The organism is Flavobacterium glucosi (assembly GCF_048286535.1).
Classification (GTDB): Bacteria; Bacteroidota; Bacteroidia; order Flavobacteriales; family Flavobacteriaceae; genus Flavobacterium.
Window position 1 is genome coordinate 454,863 of sequence record NZ_JBLVPK010000003.1, and the last position, 21,761, is coordinate 476,623.

Annotated in this window: 20 protein-coding genes and 1 pseudogene; 16 read left to right on the forward strand and 5 right to left on the reverse strand. The window is 33.4% G+C overall.

All coding sequences use genetic code 11. The features are described 5' to 3' along the window. Positions 1-20 precede the first annotated feature (20 nt). The 8 genes and pseudogenes from ACNQGD_RS07725 to ACNQGD_RS07760 all read left to right on the forward strand — a co-directional run. Positions 21-1,208, forward strand: coding sequence for a molybdopterin molybdotransferase MoeA (locus ACNQGD_RS07725; RefSeq protein ID WP_417998887.1), 1,188 nt, complete (start codon positions 21-23; stop codon positions 1,206-1,208). A gap of 9 nt (positions 1,209-1,217) precedes the next feature. Continuing rightward, on the forward strand, positions 1,218-1,949 hold the full coding sequence (locus ACNQGD_RS07730; RefSeq protein ID WP_417998888.1) for a sulfite exporter TauE/SafE family protein: 732 nt from the start codon (positions 1,218-1,220) through the stop codon (positions 1,947-1,949). Positions 1,950-1,962: 13 nt separating this feature from the next. Beyond that, positions 1,963-2,196, forward strand: a complete 234-nt coding sequence (locus tag ACNQGD_RS07735) for a MoaD/ThiS family protein (RefSeq protein ID WP_417993588.1) — start codon at positions 1,963-1,965, stop codon at positions 2,194-2,196. Positions 2,197-2,207: 11 nt separating this feature from the next. Further along, positions 2,208-3,317: a molybdopterin-synthase adenylyltransferase MoeB gene (gene moeB / locus ACNQGD_RS07740; RefSeq protein WP_417998889.1), complete on the forward strand. Its 1,110-nt coding sequence runs from the start codon at positions 2,208-2,210 to the stop codon at positions 3,315-3,317. 4 nt (positions 3,318-3,321) lie between these two features. Next, entirely contained in the window at positions 3,322-3,768 is a 447-nt protein-coding gene (locus ACNQGD_RS07745; protein WP_417998890.1) for a molybdenum cofactor biosynthesis protein MoaE, read from the forward strand. Positions 3,769-3,898: 130 nt separating this feature from the next. Further along, positions 3,899-4,753 carry an EamA family transporter gene (locus ACNQGD_RS07750; RefSeq protein ID WP_417998891.1) on the forward strand — a complete coding sequence of 285 codons (855 nt, stop codon included), beginning with the start codon at positions 3,899-3,901 and terminating at the stop codon, positions 4,751-4,753. 824 nt (positions 4,754-5,577) lie between these two features. Next, entirely contained in the window at positions 5,578-5,979 is a 402-nt protein-coding gene (locus tag ACNQGD_RS07755; protein ID WP_417993584.1) for a hypothetical protein, read from the forward strand. A gap of 221 nt (positions 5,980-6,200) precedes the next feature. Beyond that, positions 6,201-6,347 (forward strand): annotated as a pseudogene (locus tag ACNQGD_RS07760) (MBL fold metallo-hydrolase); the annotation flags it as partial. A gap of 593 nt (positions 6,348-6,940) precedes the next feature. Here ACNQGD_RS07760 and ACNQGD_RS07765 read toward each other — a convergent pair. Beyond that, positions 6,941-7,387, reverse strand: a complete 447-nt coding sequence (locus tag ACNQGD_RS07765; RefSeq protein ID WP_417998892.1) for a tellurite resistance TerB family protein — start codon at positions 7,385-7,387, stop codon at positions 6,941-6,943. Positions 7,388-7,741: 354 nt separating this feature from the next. Between ACNQGD_RS07765 and katG the strand changes: the two genes are divergently transcribed. After that, positions 7,742-9,994: a catalase/peroxidase HPI gene (katG, locus tag ACNQGD_RS07770; RefSeq protein WP_417998893.1), complete on the forward strand. Its 2,253-nt coding sequence runs from the start codon at positions 7,742-7,744 to the stop codon at positions 9,992-9,994. Between the two features lie 789 nt (positions 9,995-10,783). On the opposite strand, the gene ACNQGD_RS07775 is transcribed toward katG, so the two are convergent. The 3 genes from ACNQGD_RS07775 to ACNQGD_RS07785 form a co-directional block, all read right to left on the reverse strand. Next, positions 10,784-11,503 (reverse strand): hypothetical protein, encoded by a 720-nt coding sequence (locus ACNQGD_RS07775; RefSeq protein WP_417998894.1) that lies wholly within the window; start codon positions 11,501-11,503, stop codon positions 10,784-10,786. A gap of 220 nt (positions 11,504-11,723) precedes the next feature. After that, positions 11,724-13,304: an NADP-dependent glyceraldehyde-3-phosphate dehydrogenase gene (locus ACNQGD_RS07780; RefSeq protein WP_417996089.1), complete on the reverse strand. Its 1,581-nt coding sequence runs from the start codon at positions 13,302-13,304 to the stop codon at positions 11,724-11,726. 65 nt (positions 13,305-13,369) lie between these two features. Continuing rightward, positions 13,370-13,681 carry a rhodanese-like domain-containing protein gene (locus tag ACNQGD_RS07785; protein ID WP_417993576.1) on the reverse strand — a complete coding sequence of 104 codons (312 nt, stop codon included), beginning with the start codon at positions 13,679-13,681 and terminating at the stop codon, positions 13,370-13,372. A gap of 285 nt (positions 13,682-13,966) precedes the next feature. Here ACNQGD_RS07785 and ACNQGD_RS07790 point away from each other — a divergent pair, with 285 nt between their 5' ends. The 7 genes from ACNQGD_RS07790 (at position 13,967) to ACNQGD_RS07820 (ending at position 19,585) form a co-directional block, all read left to right on the forward strand. Continuing rightward, complete coding sequence (locus ACNQGD_RS07790; protein ID WP_417993575.1) at positions 13,967-14,596, forward strand: Crp/Fnr family transcriptional regulator; 630 nt, start codon at positions 13,967-13,969, stop codon at positions 14,594-14,596. 444 nt (positions 14,597-15,040) lie between these two features. Next, complete coding sequence (locus ACNQGD_RS07795; protein WP_417998895.1) at positions 15,041-15,829, forward strand: sulfite exporter TauE/SafE family protein; 789 nt, start codon at positions 15,041-15,043, stop codon at positions 15,827-15,829. A gap of 79 nt (positions 15,830-15,908) precedes the next feature. Further along, positions 15,909-17,324 carry an MBL fold metallo-hydrolase gene (locus ACNQGD_RS07800; protein ID WP_417998896.1) on the forward strand — a complete coding sequence of 472 codons (1,416 nt, stop codon included), beginning with the start codon at positions 15,909-15,911 and terminating at the stop codon, positions 17,322-17,324. A gap of 25 nt (positions 17,325-17,349) precedes the next feature. Continuing rightward, positions 17,350-18,186 (forward strand): methyltransferase domain-containing protein, encoded by an 837-nt coding sequence (locus ACNQGD_RS07805; RefSeq protein ID WP_417998897.1) that lies wholly within the window; start codon positions 17,350-17,352, stop codon positions 18,184-18,186. 25 nt (positions 18,187-18,211) lie between these two features. Then, complete coding sequence (locus ACNQGD_RS07810) at positions 18,212-18,418, forward strand: hypothetical protein (RefSeq protein WP_417993571.1); 207 nt, start codon at positions 18,212-18,214, stop codon at positions 18,416-18,418. Further along, positions 18,411-18,713: a thioredoxin gene (gene trxA, locus ACNQGD_RS07815; protein ID WP_417996093.1), complete on the forward strand. Its 303-nt coding sequence runs from the start codon at positions 18,411-18,413 to the stop codon at positions 18,711-18,713. The genes ACNQGD_RS07810 and trxA overlap by 8 nt, the downstream gene beginning before the upstream one ends. Positions 18,714-18,982: 269 nt before the next feature. Continuing rightward, on the forward strand, positions 18,983-19,585 hold the full coding sequence (locus ACNQGD_RS07820) for an LOG family protein (RefSeq protein WP_417998898.1): 603 nt from the start codon (positions 18,983-18,985) through the stop codon (positions 19,583-19,585). A gap of 5 nt (positions 19,586-19,590) precedes the next feature. Here ACNQGD_RS07820 and ACNQGD_RS07825 read toward each other — a convergent pair whose 3' ends face one another. Further along, positions 19,591-21,708, reverse strand: a complete 2,118-nt coding sequence (locus ACNQGD_RS07825) for a response regulator (protein ID WP_417998899.1) — start codon at positions 21,706-21,708, stop codon at positions 19,591-19,593. Between the last annotated feature and the right edge of the window lie 53 nt (positions 21,709-21,761).

Sequence of the window (21,761 nt, forward strand, 5' to 3'; positions counted from 1 at the left end):
CCTATTAAAATATAGTATAAATGGAAACAATGATTTCGGTACATAGCGCTTTGGAGTTAATAACGAAGCACGTTAAAGCACTTCCAATTGTAGTAATGCAATTAGAAAAGGCAAACGGATTGGTTTTGGCTGATGACATTTACGCTCCAGAAAATGTACCTGCATTTCCTCAGTCTAGTATGGATGGATATGCTTTTGCCTTTGACGATAATCGTTCGGATTATAAATTAGTGGGAGAAATTGCTGCTGGCAGTAAACAAACTTTTGAATTAAAGCCGGGCGAAGCTGTCCGGATTTTTACCGGAGCGGCCGTTCCGTTAGCAGCTGATACGGTTTTAATGCAAGAAAAAGCATTCGTAGTATCAGATAAACTAACTGTAAATGATGAAAATCTAAATAAAGGAACTAACCTCAGAAGTATTGGTTCTGAAATAAAAAAAGGAACAAAAGCACTTGAAAAAGGAACCGTTTTAAGACCGACAACTATAGGTTTTCTGGCGAGTATGGGCATTGCTAAAGTCAAAGTACATCCTAATCCCAGCGTTGGGATTTTAGTCACTGGTAATGAATTGCGATTACCTGGAGAAGATTTAGAATATGGTCAAGTATTTGAATCCAACTCATTTACCTTGTTATCCGCATTAAATCAAATGAATATTAACAACATAACTATTTACAGATCCGGGGACAATCTGAATCAATTACAGACTCTTTTATCACAAATATTGGAAGTAAATGATCTCGTTTTAATTTCGGGTGGCGTAAGTGTTGGAGATTATGATTTCACCATGGATGCATTGGAGAAATGTGCTGTAAATACCATTTTTCATAAGATAAAACAGAAGCCCGGTAAACCATTATTATTTGGAATAAAAGCAGAAAAAGTTATTTTTGGTCTTCCTGGAAATCCAGCATCTGTATTAACCTGTTTTTATGAATATGTGCTTCCCGCCATTGGAATTATGACCGAACGCAATGTTACATTGCAAACCAAAAAAATGACTCTTAAACAAGAATATCAAAAACAGGCAGGAATGACCCATTTTTTAAAAGCGTCGCATGATAATGATTTGGTTTATCTTGAAACTGGTCAAGAATCTTATAAACTTTCATCGTTTGCTAACGCTAATTGTCTGGCAGTAATTCCAGAAAACGCATTAAAAATTGAATCAGGTCAGGAAATAGAAGTACATTTATTTCCTTTTTAAAATTACAAAATGACATTATCCGTTTACTTTTTTTTAGTATTGTTTGTTATAGCATTTTTATACGCAGCTGTGGGTCATGGTGGAGCAAGCGGTTATTTAGCACTAATGGCTATTTTTAGTTTTGATCCAAATTTTATGAAACCTACCGCTTTGATATTGAACTTGTTTGTATCGCTGGTTTCGTTTACGTTGTTTTTTCGAGAAGGGCATTTCAAATGGAAACTATTTCTCCCCTTTGCCCTTGCCTCTATTCCTTTTTCCTTTTTGGGGGGAATGATATCAATAGACGGAGATATTTATAAAAAAGTGTTGGGATTAATTCTATTAATACCAGTTATAAAATTTTTTGTATATCCTAATACAAATGATTCAGAATTAAAAAAAAACACGCTTGGTTTGACAATTCTTATCGGAGCCAGTATAGGATTTCTTTCTGGTCTTATTGGTATCGGAGGGGGAATACTTCTTTCTCCAATACTTTTAATGTTGCATTGGTCAAACCAAAAACAAACTGCGGCCATTAGCGCATTGTTCATTTTTGTAAATTCAGCATCCGGTTTAGCGGGACAAGTATCTAAGGGTGTCAAATTTGAAAACGATATGCTCACTTTTGTTGCTATCGCTTTGATTGGCGGGTTGCTGGGTGCTTGGTTAGGTGCAAAAAAGTTCAATCAGTCAGTCCTTAAATATATTTTAGCAACAGCTTTATTAGTGGCTTCCATCAAATTATTACTCACCTGATTAATTTTACTTTATGAAAATAGAAGTGCTTTTTTTTGGACAATTAACGGATAGTACCGGTTGCTCAAAATTAGTGATTGATTATGTCGACACTACTGACAACTTAAAAAAAATAATACTAGAGAAATTCCCGGCTTTATCATCCTCTAAATTTGCAATAGCAGTAAATAATCAAATGATAACAGGCAATATTTCAATAGCAAAAAACAGTAGCATCGCCTTTATGCCTCCATTTTCTGGGGGTTAAAATAATAGTATATGAAACATTTACAAGAACGATATCAACGCCAACTCCTACTAAATGAATTTGGAATTGAAGCACAAGAAAAACTTTCAAACGCTAAAGTATTGGTTATTGGAGCGGGTGGTTTAGGCTGCCCTATTTTACAATATTTAGCTGCTGCAGGTGTTGGTCATATTGGGATTGCGGATGATGATATCGTAAGTTACTCCAATTTGAACCGACAGATTTTATTTGGTCAACAAGATGTGGGACGCTTCAAAGTGGATATTGCCAGAGAAAAACTTCTTTTGATCAATGATACAATTGCTATTAAAACCTGGAAACTGCGCTGGTCGCAAAAGGACTGTATCAATCATTTCAAAGATTATGATATTATTGTTGATGCTACAGATAATTTTGCCAGTAGGTATTTGATAAATGACGCTTGTGTATTATTTGGAAAGCCATTAGTATTTGGAGCAGTTTCAAAATTTGAGGGACAGGTGGCTGTATTTAATGTTCCAATAAATGAAAAGGAAAAAACAGTCAATTACAGAGATTTATTTCCTGAACCGCCAAACAATAATGAAGTTTTAAATTGTTCCGAAGCTGGAGTTTTGGGAGTCTTACCCGGTATGATTGGAGTTTTACAGGCAACCGAAGTGATTAAACTTCTAACAGGCATTGGAAAACCATTAACAAATAGAATCCTGACATATAACGCATTAAATCAGGATTTTTTTACCATGTATTTGACTCCAAATCCCGAAGCTTACAACTCTATTCCTGCTTCTATTGAAGCATTTGAAAATACGGATTATGAATGGTTGTGCAACTATAGCCCAATCAACGTTACAGAAATTGAAACGGAAAAATGGCTGAAAATTAGAGAAAACACTATTTTAGTTGATGTACGGGAACTTATAGAAAAGCCCCGTTTAGATTGCTATCCGCATTTATCGATCCCTTTGGCAACACTACCTTCTAATTTGGATAATTTATCAAATAAAGAGATTGTATTTGTTTGTCAGTCTGGAAAGAGAAGTTTAAAAGCCGCATCATTATATTTGTCATTCCTGCCAAATGCAAAAGTATATTCACTCGCAGGTGGAGTTAATGAACTGGTAAAAAACAAATTAATTTAATTTTATGGAACATAAAAAGGAGAAAAATATTTTTGTTGATGGAGCAATACCTGCTTCATTTATTAGTGATAGTATTGTAAAACATGCTACCAAAACCACAATTGGTGGTCACAGTATATTTTTAGGACAAGTAAGAGCAGATGAAATAAACGGTAAAAAGGTAGCTGCAATTGAATATACAAGTCATACAGAAATGGCACTTGAAAAAATGACTGAAATCAGAGAAGCCATTTTTTCGAAATATCCATTAACATGTATGCATATATACCATAGCATTGGGACTGTAAAAGCTGGCGAAATTTGTCTTTTTGTATTCACTTCATCGGCACATAGAAAACCCGCAATAGACGCTTGTGCTGAATGTGTTGAACGCATCAAAGCAGAACTGCCAATATGGGGCAAAGAACTGTTTGAAGGCGATTCCTATCAGTGGAAGGTAAATTCTTTATAATTTATATCATTAGCAATCTAGTCTGATAAAAGCCATTGCAATAGTTGTTTTATTATCCAATGATTATTTACATCACGACCTGCTTTAAATTATATATTTTGTAGTTTTACCCGTCTCTATTAGAACCTTCATGAAACTTAAACAGATTAACATTCCCCCTTTACCTGCCGTACTTTTAGCAATAATAAGCGTGCAATCTGGGGCAGCTATCGCGAAAGGTCTTTTTCCTGCTATTGGCGCTGCCGGAACGGCTTCTTTGAGAATTGGCATCTCCGCATTGCTATTATTGGCCGTTTATAGACCAAACGTAAAAAAAATAACTGTTAACCAATGGAAATTGGTAATCCCTTACGGTTTATCATTGGGAGCTATGAATTTAATTTTTTATCTTTCCATTGAAAGAATTCCAATTGGACTTGCTGTTACGCTGGAATTTATAGGGCCATTATTAGTCGCTGTTTTTGGTTCAAAACGCATAATAGATTTTTTTTGGGTACTTCTTGCTGCAACTGGAATTGTTTTGATTGCTCCATGGTCAAATAATGGATTAGACCTCTTAGGCGTACTTTTTGCACTATTAGCAGGAAGTTTATGGGCGGCTTACATAGTATTAGGAGGTAAAATTTCAAAAATAATGAAAGGTGGAGATGCTGTTACCATAGGAATGCTATTTGCTTCTATATTAATTGTCCCTTTTGGAATTTTAGGAAATGGATTAAGCAACCTTACGCCTCAACTTTTAGGTTTAGGTTTTGCTCTTGCATTATTATCAAGTGCAATTCCTTTTACATTGGAGATGAAAGCGCTCGGACAACTTCCTGCACGTACTTTCAGTATTTTAATGAGTTTAGAACCTGCTGCTGCATCAATTTGTGCTTTTATTTTTTTACAAGAATACCTTACTTTTAATGAAATTTTAGCGGTTTTTTTTGTAATAATCGCTTCAGCCGGATCCACAATTACATCAAAAACACAAGAACATTAACTTTTGTAGCCTAATTTACTGAATACTGCCGATGATTTAATTTAAGAAAAATCTAAATGTTTTAATTTTCCACCGCAACAAATAATATGTAATCAGGTGCTTTTATTTGGTTTAAACAAATAAAATAAAGACCTTTTTGATGACCAATGTTTTGTGACAATATAAAAATAGCTACTTACCATTTAAGCAGCTGGAACTATAGAAATCTTCATTGGTACTGCAGTATCAGAAAAAATTAATGGTGACAAACTGAGACCAGCACTTCATTGGTTTGTTTTGGAGACGGTGCGCTATACTATCACCAAAGCCCTTTTTCTAAAATAAAACTTTACTACAAAAAGTCTAGTCTAAATTGAATTTTGAAAGTCACTTTTTGATTCCATATTCATTTATTTTTAATACTAAAACGGATTGAATTTTTAGTTTCAATTGCGTTTAAAATAAAAATTAAAATATTCATTTAAGAAGAAAAACATAGCTAAGTGATAGGTGAAATTTAATGAAGTATTTTATTAAAACTCTAAATTTATTTGCTAAAGGTTTCAAAGATTAGCACTGATTAATTCGTCAAGTTACTTTAAAAATCTTTTTTAATCCTTCCCATCTGTTGCAAAAAAATCTTTTTAAATAGTGCTACATTATATCTTTTATGCTACTTATCTGTCTATTTTGAAAATAATTAATTAAAAAAATATTTTATTTAAACATCTCATTAACAGTACTATATATGCTTTAATACTTGTGAAATCTTTTTTTAACAGCATGTTAAAAGCAACCTTTCATTCTCTTTTACATCCTTAGAGCAACAAATAAATTTAATAATTATGAAAAATTTCAGATTACAAGCAGCAGTCATTGTACTATTAATTTCAACAGCTTTCGCATCATGCAGCGATGATGACAACACACCAAATACGGTGACCAAAAGTTCATTGGTAACAAATGTTGAAGGCGCTGTAACCGGTGACATTAATGTTGAAGTGCCGCTAACTGTGACTTTTTCAGTGGACAATAATTGTGGTTCTTATAACAATTTTATTGAAACTACTGAAGCGAACACAAAAACGATTGAAGTAGAATCAAAGTATGAAGGAACAGATTGTGGAACGACTCCAACAAGCAAAACTGTAGTTTACAAGTTTAAATCGACTACTGTGGGAACTTACAATTTAAAATTCAAAAAAACGGCTACTGAGTTTGTAACACACACTATAGTTATTGATTAGTTTTTTTAGTTTGGTTAATTAATGATATAAACACCAGTTAATAGCTGGTGTTTTTTATTTTTTAAAAGTAATGATGCGTTTCAATTCCCAGAAAACTCAAAATTATATTTTAAAAAATTTACAATTACAGAAGCTATTTTTGTTGTGTAACATTTGTCACCATCAACCTTAAATTGATGCTATATCTTTATATTATAATTTATTACCAAAAAAGTAAGAATATGAAAATAGAGCAAATATATACAGAATGCTTAGCTCAAGGTGCTTATTATATTACTCCAAATAAACAAGCTGTCATTATTGATCCGCTTAGTGAAACAGAACCTTACATGAAAAGATTGGAAAAAGACGGTATGAAACTGAAATATTGAAGAAAGTTTGATTTTTCATTCTTACAGAGGTTTTTAATATGCCTCGATAACAATTAGAAGGTTTTGACGTGCTACTATTGTATGTACACAAATTCAAACTGGTTGAAAATTAAGGCTATAAAAGTTGTATTTTCAATAAAACGAATTTGAGTATAATCAATTTTATACTCAATTTTAATTTTTAAAACACCTTTATTTTAGTCCAAATGATAAAATTTCATTATCAAATAATTTAGGAGTAAATACAATAATGTCCCTACCACAGCAAGTGTAATGACACAGCTAATCAAGTTGAGTACAATATTAGGTATAAATTTCAATCGAGAATGTGTAATGAAAGGTTCCCGATGCAACCTTTCATGAATATTTTCCTTTACTATTTTGATTTTCTTTTTGATAGCTCTCGAGTTTTAAAGACAATAGTGATAAATGATTTCCTATTTTGAATACTCTAAATTACGTATTATTATTAAGATAAAGAAGTTACACAAGTAAAAAGAGCATTTCGGATTGAAATGCTCTTTTCAGTTTATCATTATTATTAAATAGCTTCGATGTGTTTTAAGTATTTATGTACTTGAATTACCAATTTATATTCCTTTAATGTTGCCTTTATTTTTTAAGAAAATTACTTCAATTATTTTACTAGTCATTTCAGCCTCTAATTTTAGTCGGTTTGATAAAATTTCAATCACGTTTTTTTCTTCTTTTTCCAATGTTCCGTCAGCAAGTAAGACTTCTAATGCAAGCGCAAATACTGTTTCTTTATCTTCTTCGTTAATCAGTTCACAACAAGCAGAAATGTATTTTAATTGTCCCAGTTCTATTCTTAAATTGAATGATTTTGCATAAAGAGGAGCAATATCAATTCCAATAAATTTCTGTTTCGAATGCAATACTCGGGATAACGATGCTGTTTCCGAATCCGTAATTTGATTATCCGCAGAAATACAAGAATATAAAATACCAACCCAAGCTTCAAACTCAGAGGTTACAGGATTTTGATCCGTATTATTTTTATCTTCAAATGAACTCATGTTTTTTTTGTTAAAGTTACTCCTAACCATTTCAAGGATTACAGGATTTAGTACTAAATTATGATTTATTTCTTAATTATCAATAAACTTCTCAATTCTAGCCCAATATTCCATTACAGTTTTATAACTATCATAGAAAAAACAATAAAAATCTGGAGTATGATTCTCAATAATTTGCCAACTTAATATTTACGAATTACACCTATGTTATTAGAAAACAGATATTTAAAAATTATTAATGAATTTATGCATCTAATACCACTAGTGACTATAGTTTTTATCTATTAAAAATACAATTAGGTGAGGATAGTTTTTGGTAAATTCGCTTACAGTAAATAAAAAATCAATCATAATATGGAAAATAACACAAACACAGGAACAACGTCCTATAATGTGAACAGTGAAAGTAAATGCCCGTTCAATCATGGAGCTAGTGCTGGTACTCCTGCAAAGCAAGGTGCAGGTTCAGCTCCTACAAATCGGGAGTGGTGGCCAAATCAATTAAAATTGAATATTTTACGCCAACACGGTGCATCATCTAACCCAATGGGAGAAACCTTCAACTATGCGGAAGAGTTCAAGTCTTTGGATTTTGCTGCTTTAAAGCAAGATATCTTAGATTTAATGACGACCTCTCAGGATTGGTGGCCAGCAGATTATGGCTTTTATGGAGGATTATTTATTAGAATGGCATGGCACAGTGCGGGAACCTATCGCATCGCAGACGGACGTGGAGGTTCTGGAGCTGGTACACAGCGTTTTGCCCCATTAAACAGTTGGCCGGATAATGCTAACTTAGATAAAGCACGTTTGTTATTATGGCCAATCAAACAAAAATATGGTAGAAAAATTTCTTGGGCTGATTTATTAATCCTAACTGGTAACTGTGCTTTAGAGTCGGCTGGTTTTAAAACTTTTGGTTTCGCTGGCGGACGTGAAGATGTGTGGGAACCAAATGAAGATATCTATTGGGGTTCAGAGCGAGAGTGGTTAGGAGACAATCGGTACAACGGAGAGCGTGAATTAGAACAACCTCTTGCAGCGGTTCAAATGGGGTTAATCTATGTAAATCCGGAAGGACCTAATGGAAATCCTGATCCTGTATTAGCAGCTCATGATATTCGTGAAACTTTTGCCCGTATGGCAATGAATGATGAAGAAACAGTAGCATTAAGTGCTGGTGGTCACACCTTAGGAAAAACTCATGGCGCAGCAGATCCAGAGAAATACGTTAGTGCTGAACCAGCAGGAGCACCTATCGAGGAGCAAAGTCTAGGTTGGAAAAACAGTTTTGGTACAGGTAATGCTGGCGATACAATTACCAGCGGTCTAGAAGGAGCTTGGACTACTACTCCGTCAAAATGGAGTAATAATTATTTTGAAAATTTATTTGGATTCGAGTGGGAATTGACAAAAAGTCCAGCAGGTGCACATCAATGGAGACCAAAAGATGGCGCAGGAGCTGGTTTAGTTCCAGATGCACATGATCCTTCAAAGACGCATCAGCCGTTTATGTTAACAACAGATCTTTCCTTACGTTTTGATCCAGCTTATGAAAAAATTTCAAGACGTTTCTTAGCCAATCCATCTGAATTTAATGATGCATTTGCTAGAGCATGGTTCAAACTTACACACCGAGATATGGGTCCAAGAACTCGTTATTTAGGACCTGAAGTTCCTGCTGAAGAATTAATTTGGCAAGATCCTATTCCAGCAGTATCGCATGAGTTGATAGATAATGAAGACGTTGCTTCTTTAAAGGCAATCATTTTAGCTTCAGGATTATCCGTTTCTCAATTGGTATCTACTGCTTGGGCATCTGCATCTACTTTCCGTGGTTCAGATAAACGTGGGGGGGCTAACGGTGGCCGTATTCGTTTAGAACCTCAAAAAGATTGGAAAGTTAATAATCCATCTCAATTAGAAAAAGTTCTAGAAATACTTGAGAAAATTCAAAAAGATTTCAATAGTGCTCATTTTGGTGGTAAGCAAATTTCAATTGCTGATTTAATAGTTTTAGGTGGTAGTGCAGGAATTGAACAAGCAGCAAAAAATGCTGATCATGAAGTGAGAGTACCTTTTACCCCTGGAAGAACTGATGCTTTACAAGAACAAACTGATGTAGCATCTTTTGCAGTTCTTGAGCCACAAGCTGATGGTTTTCGTAATTATGTTAAGACAAAATATACGGTTTCAGCTGAAGAACTGCTTATTGATAAAGCACAATTGTTGACATTGACAGTACCGGAAATGACAGCTCTGGTAGGTGGTATGCGTGTGTTAAATACAAATTTTGATCACTCCCAAACTGGAGTTTTCACAAAACGCCCAGAGGCTTTAACAAATGATTTCTTTGTAAACTTACTTGATTTAGGTACTACTTGGAAAGCAGTTTCAGAATCTGACGATGCATTTGTAGGTACTGATCGCAAAACAGGTGCAATCAAATGGGTTGGAACTCGTGTCGATCTTATTTTTGGTTCTAACACAGAACTAAGAGCTATTGCTGAAGTTTATGGCTGTGTAGATTCACAAGAAAAATTTGTGAAAGACTTTATTGCGGCTTGGACTAAAGTGATGAACTTAGACCGTTTCGACTTAGTTTAATTTTAGAATTTATAATTTGTATAAAAAGGTGGTCTGGTAACGGATCACCTTTTTTGTTTTATAGTTTGATTTAAAGGTTGATCAAAATTTTATAAGTTGAAATTAATTCAGATTTATCATTTTTACTAATAATTCTATACGGGGCTTACAGACTGTAGTGCTAAAACTTATTCCTTCATAATTATTATTTTTATGGTGAATAATTTAAGGAAATTCTTCCCATATATTTTCAACCAACAAAATAATCAAATTTGTATCAAAAGTTGAATTGGATTCAAAATTTTACTTTTTATCTTCTTTAATAAAAACTCCTAAAATCACATCAGCTCCAATATATTTTAATTGTTTCAAATGTTTATTTTCAATGATAAATTTAGGATTTAATGTTTCCCATTTACTAACTAGTAATATACTAAACGATTCAGGATTATTCACATCATAAGAAAAATAGAATTTCGGGTCGAATAATCCATATTTCTTGAATCTCTTTTCTATCAGCCATAAAGTGGCACTAATCCCTCTTTTTTGGATGGCTTCGTGCCATTAAATGACTTCTGCTAATTATAGATAATTAACCATCAATTAATCTATATCAACAAATCTAAATAGTTTCATTTTCATTACTTTACGGTTTCCCGTAAAGTAATGAAAATTTGTAATTATTTAAAAAGACTAGACACACTACATATTTTTTGAGAATAAATATTTCATCACCAAACTAAATCCCATAAAAAACCACGTCTCATTATAATAAACAAGATGGTTTCTTTATATTTTCAAACGTATGCATCAATCTGTTATCTTATAAAAAAATAGTTGAGGAGTGCCTTCAACACCGGCATCCATCATCAGTTTCTTCTTTGCTTCGGAGGTGATATTTTCTTTTGCTTTTTTCATATCCGTAATGGCAAATACCAGCGTCACCATATTGGGATCGTCAATACTCCTGGCCATTCCTCTGTCTATGAATCCTTCTTCCATTCTTTTGGCAGTTCCTTCGGCATCATACACTTTAAGCCAAGCATCAAAATCTTTTACACGATGCGTTACCATTAATCGGTCTTTTTGATTAATCGGTGAGTCGTCATTTCGTATTACCTCATAATATGTAAATTCAGGTTTACCGGTAACCCCTGCTTTTTTCATCTTCTCTTTGAGATCCGCAAGCATACTAAACTCTTTTGCTTTTTGGACATCATTAATTTTATCTATTATCATAATCATATTTGCATCATCAATTCCTCTTCCTACCATATAATGTGTGATTCCATAAACCATTCGCATAGAATCATGTGCATCATATTCCTTTCTCCATTTTTCATAATCCGCTATTTTATGCTTTATTCCAATTACTTTAAAAGGTTCAAATACAGTAACAGCCGTAGCAGTATCTTTTTGCATAGCTTCTTCAGGTTCTGTTTTCTCCGTTTTATTGTTTTTACAAGATAAAAATGCAACAGTAAAAACTAATATCAAAACTGGTTTCAAAAAAAAATTAATGTTTTTCATAGTCTTATTATTTAAGTTATTTTTATTACGTAAATATAATAATAAATACTGATAGTCAGGTTATTACAAATAAATTAGTGTTTAAAAAAAATATAAAAACACGTTTTACGATTCTTTTACGTTTTATTTTTCTTTAAAATAGAATTTATTTGACACAGAATCCCATAAAAAAAGCCGTATCGAAAAAACGAAACGGCTTAAATTTTTTAATAATAAAAGATTACAAAATATAATCGGTATTGATGAAATTAGATTCTTTGCTGCTTAATAATTCCTGCAAAATAGCATTGTTATACTCATTGTCTTTTGAGGCTACAAAAGTTCTAATCGAGAACGAACGTAAGGCATCGTGAATACTCAATGTTCCTACAGCTGAATCTTTTCGTCCCGTAAATGGGAAAACATCCGGTCCTCTTTGGCAAGAACTGTTCAAGTTTACCCTACACACTAAATTGACCAAAGCATCGATAAGTGGTGCAATTGTTTTAATGTCTTTTCCAAACAAACTCACTTGTTGCCCGTAATTTGATTCGGCCATATCGTTCAAAGGCTCTTGAATGTCTTTGAAAGCTATAATAGGCACAACCGGACCAAATTGCTCTTCGTGATACACACGCATTTCTTTATTTATAGGGAATAAAACTGCCGGAAAAATATAATTAGACGAATGCTTTCCTCCTTTTTCATTGATTATGGCTGCTCCTTTACTGGTTGCATCATCAATCAATTCCTGAATGTAAGCCGGTTTTTCTTTTTCTGGTAATGGCGTAAGAAATACAGATGCATCCCACGGATTACCAAAAACCAACGCATCAACTTTGGCTGCAAAACGTTTGTTGAACTCATCTGCGATAGACTCATGTACATACAACACTTTCAAAGCCGTACAACGCTGTCCATTGAACGATAAAGAGCCAGCAATACACTCTTGGATAGCCAAATCTAAATCAGCATCTGGAAGGATTATCGCAGGGTTTTTTGCCTCCAAACCTAATATCAAACGCAATCTGTTTTTATTAGGATGTTGGTCTTGTAATGCAATCGCTGATTTACTGTTTCCTATTAAAGCCAAAATATCTACTTTTCCGGATTTCATTATTGGCGCAGCTACTTCACGTCCGCGACCATACACAATATTGATGGCTCCTTTTGGAAAACTGCTTCGGAAAGCTTCCAATAAGGGAGAAATCAATAAAACACCGTGTTTAGCAGGTTTAAAAATCACTGGATTCCCCATAATCAAAGCAGGAATCAACAACGAAAAAGTCTCATTTAATGGATAATTATAAGGTCCTAGACAGAGAACAACACCAAGCGGTCCTCTACGAACCATGGCATTTATTCCTTGTACTTTAGAAAAATGAGCGCTGCGACTGTTTAATTCTTTTAAGCTGTCGATTGTATCATAGATATATTCAACGGTTCTGTCAAATTCTTTTTCAGAATCACCCAATGATTTTCCAATTTCCCACATCAATAATTTAACAACTTCTTTACGGGTTGTTTTCATTTGAGTAACAAAATTTTCCATGCATTTGATACGATCCGCCACTTTCATGGTGGGCCATAATCCTTGACCATTATTATAGGCTGCACTGGCTGCATTAACTGCTTCCAGCGCTTCAGTTTCTCCCATAAACGGGATTGAACCCAAAATTGTTGGGCCGTATTCTTCCGTGGATGAAATTGTTGAAAAAACCGGAGTAGTCTGGCCAGTCCATTTTTTTAATTCTCCATCAACTAAATACGTATCTTGATTTAATAAAGTACTGATTTGAAATTCTTCTGGTATTACATTCATACTAAAGTATTTTATGTTTTTAATTTAATTTTAAATAAACAAAGAGGAACCAGCCTCTTAGTGTTTTATGGAGCAATTACTTCTCCATCCCATTCTACAATACCTCCAACTAAGTTATATGCATTTTCAAAACCCAGCTCATTCATTATTTCGCAGGCTTTTGCACTTCGCATTCCGGAGCGGCAATACACATAATAATTTTTTGTTTTGTCCAAAGCTTCAATTTCAGAGATAAAACCTTGTCCCAAATGAATATCAATATTGATGGCATTGGCTATAATTCCTTCATTAAATTCGGCTTCGGTTCTCACGTCTAAAATTACTGCGTTTTCGTCAGTTTCAAATTGAGAAACCCAATCTTCTTGTGTTAAATTCATAGTGATGTTTTTTGTAAAAATACAAAGATTTTAGCTAATAATAAACGCACGATTTGTTAATTGAACAATATTTATAAGAAAACGTTTTCGCAAAACATTAACTATCAATAAAGTATAAAATGAGCATCTATTTTTATTAAAAATAGCCCATTAAATCCATAGGAAATAAGCAAACAATATGCGATTAATCAAGGACTTGCCTTTTTTTTTAACGCTAAAAATTACCATTATTTTTGAGTTTTTTAGACTACTTTTACACTACTAACAATAGAAAAAAGACTAAAAATGCTTGATCCTATAAAGAATTTTTTTCCTTCATTCTCTAATGAATTAGTGAAAGAAATCGAAGTTAATGCCACTATTCATTCCTACCAGGCTGGTGATGTAATTATACGAACAGGACAATACATCAAAAACACCGTTTTAGTAATTAGCGGGAAAATAAAAATTTACCGCGAAGATGAAAATGGAGGTGAATTCTTCCTATATTATTTGCAACCCGGACAAGCCTGCGCCATTTCTATGATCTGTGCCACTAAAAACGAAAAAAGCCAAATAATGGCTAAAGTTGTCGAGGATGCTGAATTAATGATGGTTCCGCTTTCTTTAATGGACAAGTGGATGATGCAGCACCGCAGTTGGTATGAATTTGTGATTGGTTCGTATCGCAGCCGTTTTGAAGAAGTCTTGGAAGTGATTGACAGTATAGCCTTCAGAGCAATGGACGAGCGCTTGGAATTTTATTTAAAACGCCATGCAGATGCTTGTGACTGTAAAGAATTGAAATTGTCCCATCAGGAAATCGCATCTGAATTAAACACTTCAAGAGAAGTAATTTCCCGTTTGTTGAAAAAAATGGAACAACGCGGTATCGTTTCCTTACACCGCAATAACATTGCACTATTGAAAAGGTAACCACTGGTCAGTTACTAACTAAATGAGCACTGAATCGGATCACTGAACACTCCATTTAACATAAAATACAAATGACTATCCGTAACTAATACCAACAATAATTTTGCCCCAGATTTAAAGGATTTTAAAGGATTTCTCCAATAAATCTAATTCACTTTTTCTTTAATCTGTGGGAATCTTTTAAATCTGTAGCTAAAAACAAGGCGCGTCCGCAAAGTGGACTAAATTTACAGGACACAAATGTTTTGAAATAGTTAGCCCCAAATTACACAAATAGTCACTTTTTTTTTAGAATTAAAATAAGAATTCGGGACTATTTGCATAATTCGTGGCTGAAATAATTAATTTGGTATTAATTACGGACAATCATAAAATACAATCAGTGTGATAAATGTTACCGTTTGTAAATAATTTACAAACAACCTTTGCAATAAAAAAATTAAGATGGAATATTTAGGCTATTTAGCTTCAATAATTATTGGACTTTCATTAGGATTAATTGGAGGCGGAGGATCGATTCTTACTGTTCCTATTCTAGTTTATCTCTTTAAAATAGATCCTGAAACTGCTACCAGTTATTCGCTATTTATAGTAGGAATTACGGCTTTATTTGGCTGTATCAGTCATTATAAAATGGGAAATCTTAAAATTAAATCGGCATTATATTTTGCCATTCCTTCGGTTTTTTCTATCCTGATCATTCGAGAAGTTATTTTCCCAAAAATAGCAGCAACAATTTTCTCCATTGCTTCCTATCAGGTATCAAAAAATTTTCTGATAATGATTGTTTTTTCCGTACTCATGATAGCAGCTGCTATAGCTATGATACGCAAAAGAAAAACAGTGACAAATCCTCCAAAAACAAATTATACACAGCTGGGATTGATTGGATTTTTAATCGGAATTGTAACTGGATTTTTAGGAGCCGGAGGTGGATTTTTAATCATCCCAGCTTTATTATTTTTTGCTAATTTACCAATGAAACAAGCCGTTGGCACCTCATTATTGATTATCTTTATAAACTCTAGTATCGGTTTTGGAGGTGATTTATATATTGGTACACCTATCGATTATTCTTTTTTACTGATGATTACAAGTATGGCATTTATAGGAATGCTTATTGGCATCAAGCTTTCAAAAAAAATAGATGGAACTAAACTAAAACCAATCTTTGGTTGGTTTGTATTAGTAATGGGAATTTATATAATTATCAAAGAATTTTTCTTCAATTAAAAATTGGAATGTAACAATTGTCACTGTTTATCCTAAAAAACAGAAGTACATTTGTACTATAAAATTAAAAAATACAATCATGCAAATAGAACAAATATATACGGGATGTTTAGCCCAAGGTGCTTACTATATCACTTCAAATGGTGAAGCGGCAATTATAGATCCGTTACGTGAAACCCAACCGTATCTGGATCGATTGGATAGAGATGGCGTAAAATTAAAATACATTTTTGAAACCCATTTTCATGCTGATTTTGTTTCCGGTCACGTTGATTTAAGCCGCCAAACGGCTGCTCCAATTGTTTATGGTCCAAATGCAACTTGTGAATTTGAATGTGTTTATGCTAAAGACGGACAGGAATTCACTATTGGAAACATCAAAATAAAAGTATTGCACACTCCTGGACATACCATGGAAAGCTCCACTTTTTTATTGATTGACGAAAACGGAAAAGACCATGCTATTTTCTCTGGAGACACTTTGTTTATTGGAGATGTGGGAAGACCAGATTTAGCCCAAAAAGCAGCACACATGACTCAAGAGCAATTAGCGGGGCTTTTATTTCATTCTTTAAGAGATAAAGTGATGACTTTGGCAGATGATGTAATTGTTTATCCGGCTCACGGTGCAGGAAGTGCCTGTGGAAAAAACATGAGTAAGGAAACCGTCTCTACTATTGGTGACCAAAAAGCGACCAATTATGCGTTGCGAGCCAATATGACTGAAGCCGAATTTATACAAGAAGTTACTGAAGGTTTATTGCCGCCTCCAGCCTATTTTGGAATGAATGTGGCGATGAATAAAAAAGGATATGACAGTTTTGAAAACATATTGCATTTAGGAATGCGCGCGTTATCTGTAGTAGAATTTGAAGTGGAAGCCGAAGAAACAGGAGCGTTAATTCTGGATACCCGAAAAAACGGAGAATTTGCCAAAGGATTCATTCCTCAATCGATAAACATTGGAATTGATGGTGATTTTGCTCCTTGGGTAGGTGCTTTAATTGCCAATGTAAAACAACCTATTTTAATTGTTTGTGAACTGGGACAGGAGGAAGAAACCGTTACGCGTTTAAGCCGTGTGGGTTTTGATAACTTGATTGGTCATCTGGAGGGTGGTTTTGATGCTTGGGCAAAAGCCGGAAAAGAAATTGATACTGTAAATAGAATTACAGCCGAACAATTTGCTACAGCTGTAAAAATTGGCGAAAGTAAAATAATCGATATTCGGAAAGAAAGTGAATATTGCGCGGAACATGTTGAAGATGCCTACAACAAGCCATTAGCGGCTCTCAATGAATGGATAAAAGATATTAATCCAAAAGAACATTTTTATTTGCATTGCGCCGGCGGATACCGCAGTATGATTGCTGCTTCGATACTGGAAGCTCGTGGTTTTAGAAATTTCACCGAAATTGAAGGTGGTTTTAGTGCTATTGCAAAAACGGATGTTCCAAAAACGGATTTCGTTTGCCAAAGCAAAGTTTTGAAATAAAAGCATTTTCAAAAAAAATGAAATTATGGAAGATACAAAATGTTGTATAGTTTCCTGCGATAAACCCCTAGACGTATCCTATTGGGAATCGCAATACAAAGCCAAAACTACCGGTTGGGATTTAGGCAAAGTATCGCCGCCTATACAAACATATGTGGATACGATTGCTGATAAAAACTGCAGTATTTTGATTCCCGGTTGTGGCAACAGTTATGAAGCTAAATATCTTTTGGAACAAGGTTTTACAAACATAACTGTTGTAGATATTGCGCCAACACCAGTGGCAGTTTTAAAAGAAAAGTTCAAAAACAATACTACTATTCAAATTATATTGGGTAATTTCTTTGAACATCAAGGAAAATATGATTTGGTTCTTGAGCAAACTTTTTTCTGTGCATTGCCTCCAACAATGCGTCAAAAATATGTGTGGAAAATGCACCAACTTTTAGCAGATAAAGGCATTCTAGCAGGATTATTGTTCAATAGAACGTTTGAATCCGGTCCTCCTTTTGGCGGAAGCAAAGAAGAATATGAGCTACTTTTTGGGGTCGCTTTTGACTTTTTAAAAATGGATGTTTCTGAAAATTCAATTGCACCAAGAGCGAATTCTGAATTGTTTATCGAATTGCAAAAGAACAATCAGGTTGTGGTAAATTTATATGAATTTGAAGGTATTACTTGCAGTGGCTGTAAGGAAATCATCGCAGAAAGACTACTAACAATTGAAGGTGTTTTAAATGTAAGCATGAGCAGTAATTTTGCTGAAGTATTAATTGTCAGTAAAAATGAAATTGCAATCAAAGTATTGCAAGATGTGATTTCTTATGATGAGAAGTATAAAATCAACAAAATAAATCCGTAAAACTAAATTCTTTTTTTCGAAAAAAATGAAAGCATTATTATTTACAAATTGGCATCTTATGCGCTGGGTTCGTCTGGTGTTTGCCTTATTTTTATTTGCTCAAGCCTCTATTTTAAAAGAATGGATGTTCATTGGTTTTGGACTATTTTTCTTGATTCAGGTCGTTTTTAATTTGGGTTGTGGTTCTAATGGTTGTACTATTCCTAACAATAAATACAATAAAGATGAGTAATTTCGATACGATTATCAATTCAGACAAACCAGTTTTAGTAGACTTTTTTGCCACATGGTGCGGACCTTGCAAAATGCTCAGTCCTATTTTGAAAGCAGTAAAAGACAGTTTGGGAGAGAACGTTTCCATCATCAAAATTGATGTAGACAAAAACCAACAAATTTCAAGTCAGTATCAGGTTCGTGGCGTTCCAACTATGATTTTGTTCCAAAACGGAAAACAATTATGGAGACAATCCGGTGTGGTATCCAAAGAGGAAATCATTAAAACTATTTTGGAAAAAAGCAATAAATAGCTAAAAGTATTTGCTACATATCAATTTTGGATATAATTGATAAATTATATTCTCATAGTTCGTGTGTTTTTTAAGTGCCTTTTTAGTTTAGTTTTATACTTGTAGAATTCAACTGTTATTTTTCCTAACTTAGTGTAACGATGGAAAAACCACGCCAATATAGACTTTCAAGATCCGAATCTTTATTCGTAAGAGGGCCTTTGACACGATTAAAAAACTTGATTTTCATTTTCAAAGTCCAATATAACTTTATACGAGCTTTTCAAAAAATGCATTTTATTGGACCCTGCGTTACTGTTTTTGGCTCTGCCAGATTTGGTCCGGAAACTGCGCATTATAAAAATGCAGAACACATTGGTGCCGAAATAGCAAAATTAGGGTTTACAGTAATGACAGGTGGCGGTCCTGGAATTATGGAAGCGGCAAATAAGGGTGCGTATGAAGCAGGAGGTTATTCTGTGGGGTCAAATATTGTTCTTCCAATTGAACAAAAACCAAATTCTTATTTGCACAAATGGATTTACATTCCGTACTTTTTCGTGAGGAAAGTTATTTTAATAAAATATTCCTATGCTTTCGTTGTTATGCCAGGAGGAATAGGCACGCTCGATGAATTATTTGAAGCGTTGACACTGATTCAAAATAAAATAATCAATAATTTCCCGATAGTAATTTTTGACACAGAATATCATAAAGAATTGTACCATCATATTCAAGTCATGTCGCAAAACGAGAGCATCAGTCCTGAGGATATGAGCCTGTTATTTGTAACGGACTCCGTAGAGGAATTGATTGAGCATCTTGATAAACATGCTATCAAAAAATTTGGTTTAAAAAAACAGGAGTACAAGCCAAAACGGTGGTTTGGATAAAATTTTTAATTTTTTATCCATTTAAAGAGCACCTTTTCTAAGTTAGATCGTATAATGGGTTTCGAAACATAATCATCCATTCCTGATTCTAAGCACTTTTCCTTTTCGCCTAACATTATTCCGGCTGTTAAGGCAATAATAGGAATATTATTGTACTTCTTTAATTGTTTAATTTCGGCAGTGGTTTCATATCCGTTTTTATGTGGCATTTGAATGTCCATTAAAATTAAATCCAGATTCTCTTTTTTATATAATTTAATTGCTTTCTTTCCATCAAAAGCTTCTAATATTACACAACCCGGAAGTATTGATTTAAGTAATGTTTTTACCAAAAGCATATTGATTTTATTGTCCTCGACTACTAAAATTTTCTTATTTAATAGATTTTTGATTGAAGAAATTTCTTCCTTTACCTCAACAGTATTATCTAATTTTTTTGAATCGTAATCATGATTTGATTTTTCTAAATCAACCGTAAAGAAAAACTCACTTCCTACTCCATAATGACTATTTAGTTCTAATTTACTGTTCATTAAAGCTAAAAGTTGGTTTGTAATAGCCAATCCTAAACCTGTTCCTCCAAATTTTCGAGTAATTGAACTATCTTCTTGTATGAATGATTGGAATATTTTTTCATGATTTTCGCCCTTAATTCCAATACCGGTGTCTTTTACCGAAAAAATTAAATGACATTGATTTTCATTTTCAGAATCAGTAGTATTACTAACGTTTATCTTAACATATCCGTCTTTTGTGAATTTCAACGCATTGCCAATTAAATTTACCAAAATTTGTTTCAATCGAATAGAATCTGTTAAAACATAATTGGGGACATTTTGGCCAATGTTAACGATTAAATCTATATCGTTTAAATCTGCGTGGTATTTGAAAATATCGATTACGTGATGAATTAGTTCAAAAAGATTAACTTCTTCAATATTCAATTCTAATTTACCGGATTCAATTTTTGAAAAATCTAAAATATTATTAATAATCTCGATTAATATTGTAGCTGATTCATGAACCGTATTCATATATTCCGTCTGATTTTTATCCAGATTTGTTTTCATTAACAAATCCGTAAAACCAATGATTCCGTTCAAAGGTGTTCTAATTTCATGGCTCATATTAGTCAAAAAACTAGATTTTGCTTGGTTTGCTGCTTCAGCTTGATCTCTTGCTTTAATCAATTCAATTTCTAATTTTTTAAACACCGTAATTTCAATAAAACTGATCATAACTTCAGCTATTTCTCCTGAATTATTGAACATAGGAAAACCATTTATCAAAAGCCATTTGATAGACGTATTCTCACTTTTTTGAATTCCAATTATAAAATTTTTTATGGGTTTTTTATTATTTAGAATCTCGTTTACCGGGTAATTCTCTTGAGCCAAAGGTTTATAATCTTCTTTTATAAATTCCCACACTGAATTATAAATCTGTTTGCCGTTCATTTGATTTTTATTCAAACCTATCAATCGAGAAGCCTTAGGATTAGAGAAAATTATTGAAGCATCCTTGTTATGCAAGATAACGCCTACATCTAGGTTGTTTAATAATTCTCGATACCGTTGCTCACTTTCTTTAAGAGCAGATTTGGTTAACTTGATTTGTGTTATATCTACTGCGGTAATTAGAACTTCGTTCCTGTTTTCAGTGAGAACTGCTGTTAGATATACAGCTACGGTAAGGTCATTCTCTAAAAGTAATTTAACTTCGCAGCATTCTTTTACATTCGTATTTATAACAGTATTCATGAAGGCATCAAAGATTGATTTTGTATCCTTAGAAATAAAAAACCTAAATTGACTGTTTATTAATTTTGATCTTTCTTTTTGTAATAATTTTGAACCGGTGAGATTGAGTTGCGCTATTTTTCCTGAATTTGTTAGTGTAAAATAACCTGAAGGGGCAAAATCATATAGTTCAGTATATTTTTGCGTAGCAATTTCAGCTTGTTCTTTGGCTAGAATAAGTTCTTTTTTTTGCTTCTCCAATTCTATCTGCTGAACTTCTAATTCATGAACCAGTTTTAATGTTTTCACTTCTAAAAGTTTAGAATCGGTTATTGAATGTTTTTTTTGTTGGAAATCATCCCTGTAATCTTCAATATTTTCCATACCTACATCTTTATAAATACTTTTTTATATTTCCTAATAATTGAAAATTCAAT

Excerpts from the sequence above, each read along its gene's own strand:
- ACNQGD_RS07725 (WP_417998887.1), top strand. The coding sequence starts at position 21 with ATGGAAACAATGATTTCGGTACATAGCGCTTTGGAGTTAATAACGAAG.
- ACNQGD_RS07730 (WP_417998888.1), top strand. The coding sequence starts at position 1,218 with ATGACATTATCCGTTTACTTTTTTTTAGTATTGTTTGTTATAGCATTT.
- ACNQGD_RS07735 (WP_417993588.1), top strand. The coding sequence starts at position 1,963 with ATGAAAATAGAAGTGCTTTTTTTTGGACAATTAACGGATAGTACCGGT.
- moeB (WP_417998889.1), top strand. The coding sequence starts at position 2,208 with ATGAAACATTTACAAGAACGATATCAACGCCAACTCCTACTAAATGAA.
- ACNQGD_RS07745 (WP_417998890.1), top strand. The coding sequence starts at position 3,322 with ATGGAACATAAAAAGGAGAAAAATATTTTTGTTGATGGAGCAATACCT.
- ACNQGD_RS07750 (WP_417998891.1), top strand. The coding sequence starts at position 3,899 with ATGAAACTTAAACAGATTAACATTCCCCCTTTACCTGCCGTACTTTTA.
- ACNQGD_RS07755 (WP_417993584.1), top strand. The coding sequence starts at position 5,578 with ATGAAAAATTTCAGATTACAAGCAGCAGTCATTGTACTATTAATTTCA.
- ACNQGD_RS07765 (WP_417998892.1), bottom strand. The coding sequence starts at position 7,387 with ATGAGTTCATTTGAAGATAAAAATAATACGGATCAAAATCCTGTAACC.
- katG (WP_417998893.1), top strand. The coding sequence starts at position 7,742 with ATGGAAAATAACACAAACACAGGAACAACGTCCTATAATGTGAACAGT.
- ACNQGD_RS07775 (WP_417998894.1), bottom strand. The coding sequence starts at position 11,503 with ATGAAAAACATTAATTTTTTTTTGAAACCAGTTTTGATATTAGTTTTT.
- ACNQGD_RS07780 (WP_417996089.1), bottom strand. The coding sequence starts at position 13,304 with ATGAATGTAATACCAGAAGAATTTCAAATCAGTACTTTATTAAATCAA.
- ACNQGD_RS07785 (WP_417993576.1), bottom strand. The coding sequence starts at position 13,681 with ATGAATTTAACACAAGAAGATTGGGTTTCTCAATTTGAAACTGACGAA.
- ACNQGD_RS07790 (WP_417993575.1), top strand. The coding sequence starts at position 13,967 with ATGCTTGATCCTATAAAGAATTTTTTTCCTTCATTCTCTAATGAATTA.
- ACNQGD_RS07795 (WP_417998895.1), top strand. The coding sequence starts at position 15,041 with ATGGAATATTTAGGCTATTTAGCTTCAATAATTATTGGACTTTCATTA.
- ACNQGD_RS07800 (WP_417998896.1), top strand. The coding sequence starts at position 15,909 with ATGCAAATAGAACAAATATATACGGGATGTTTAGCCCAAGGTGCTTAC.
- ACNQGD_RS07805 (WP_417998897.1), top strand. The coding sequence starts at position 17,350 with ATGGAAGATACAAAATGTTGTATAGTTTCCTGCGATAAACCCCTAGAC.
- ACNQGD_RS07810 (WP_417993571.1), top strand. The coding sequence starts at position 18,212 with ATGAAAGCATTATTATTTACAAATTGGCATCTTATGCGCTGGGTTCGT.
- trxA (WP_417996093.1), top strand. The coding sequence starts at position 18,411 with ATGAGTAATTTCGATACGATTATCAATTCAGACAAACCAGTTTTAGTA.
- ACNQGD_RS07820 (WP_417998898.1), top strand. The coding sequence starts at position 18,983 with ATGCATTTTATTGGACCCTGCGTTACTGTTTTTGGCTCTGCCAGATTT.
- ACNQGD_RS07825 (WP_417998899.1), bottom strand. The coding sequence starts at position 21,708 with ATGGAAAATATTGAAGATTACAGGGATGATTTCCAACAAAAAAAACAT.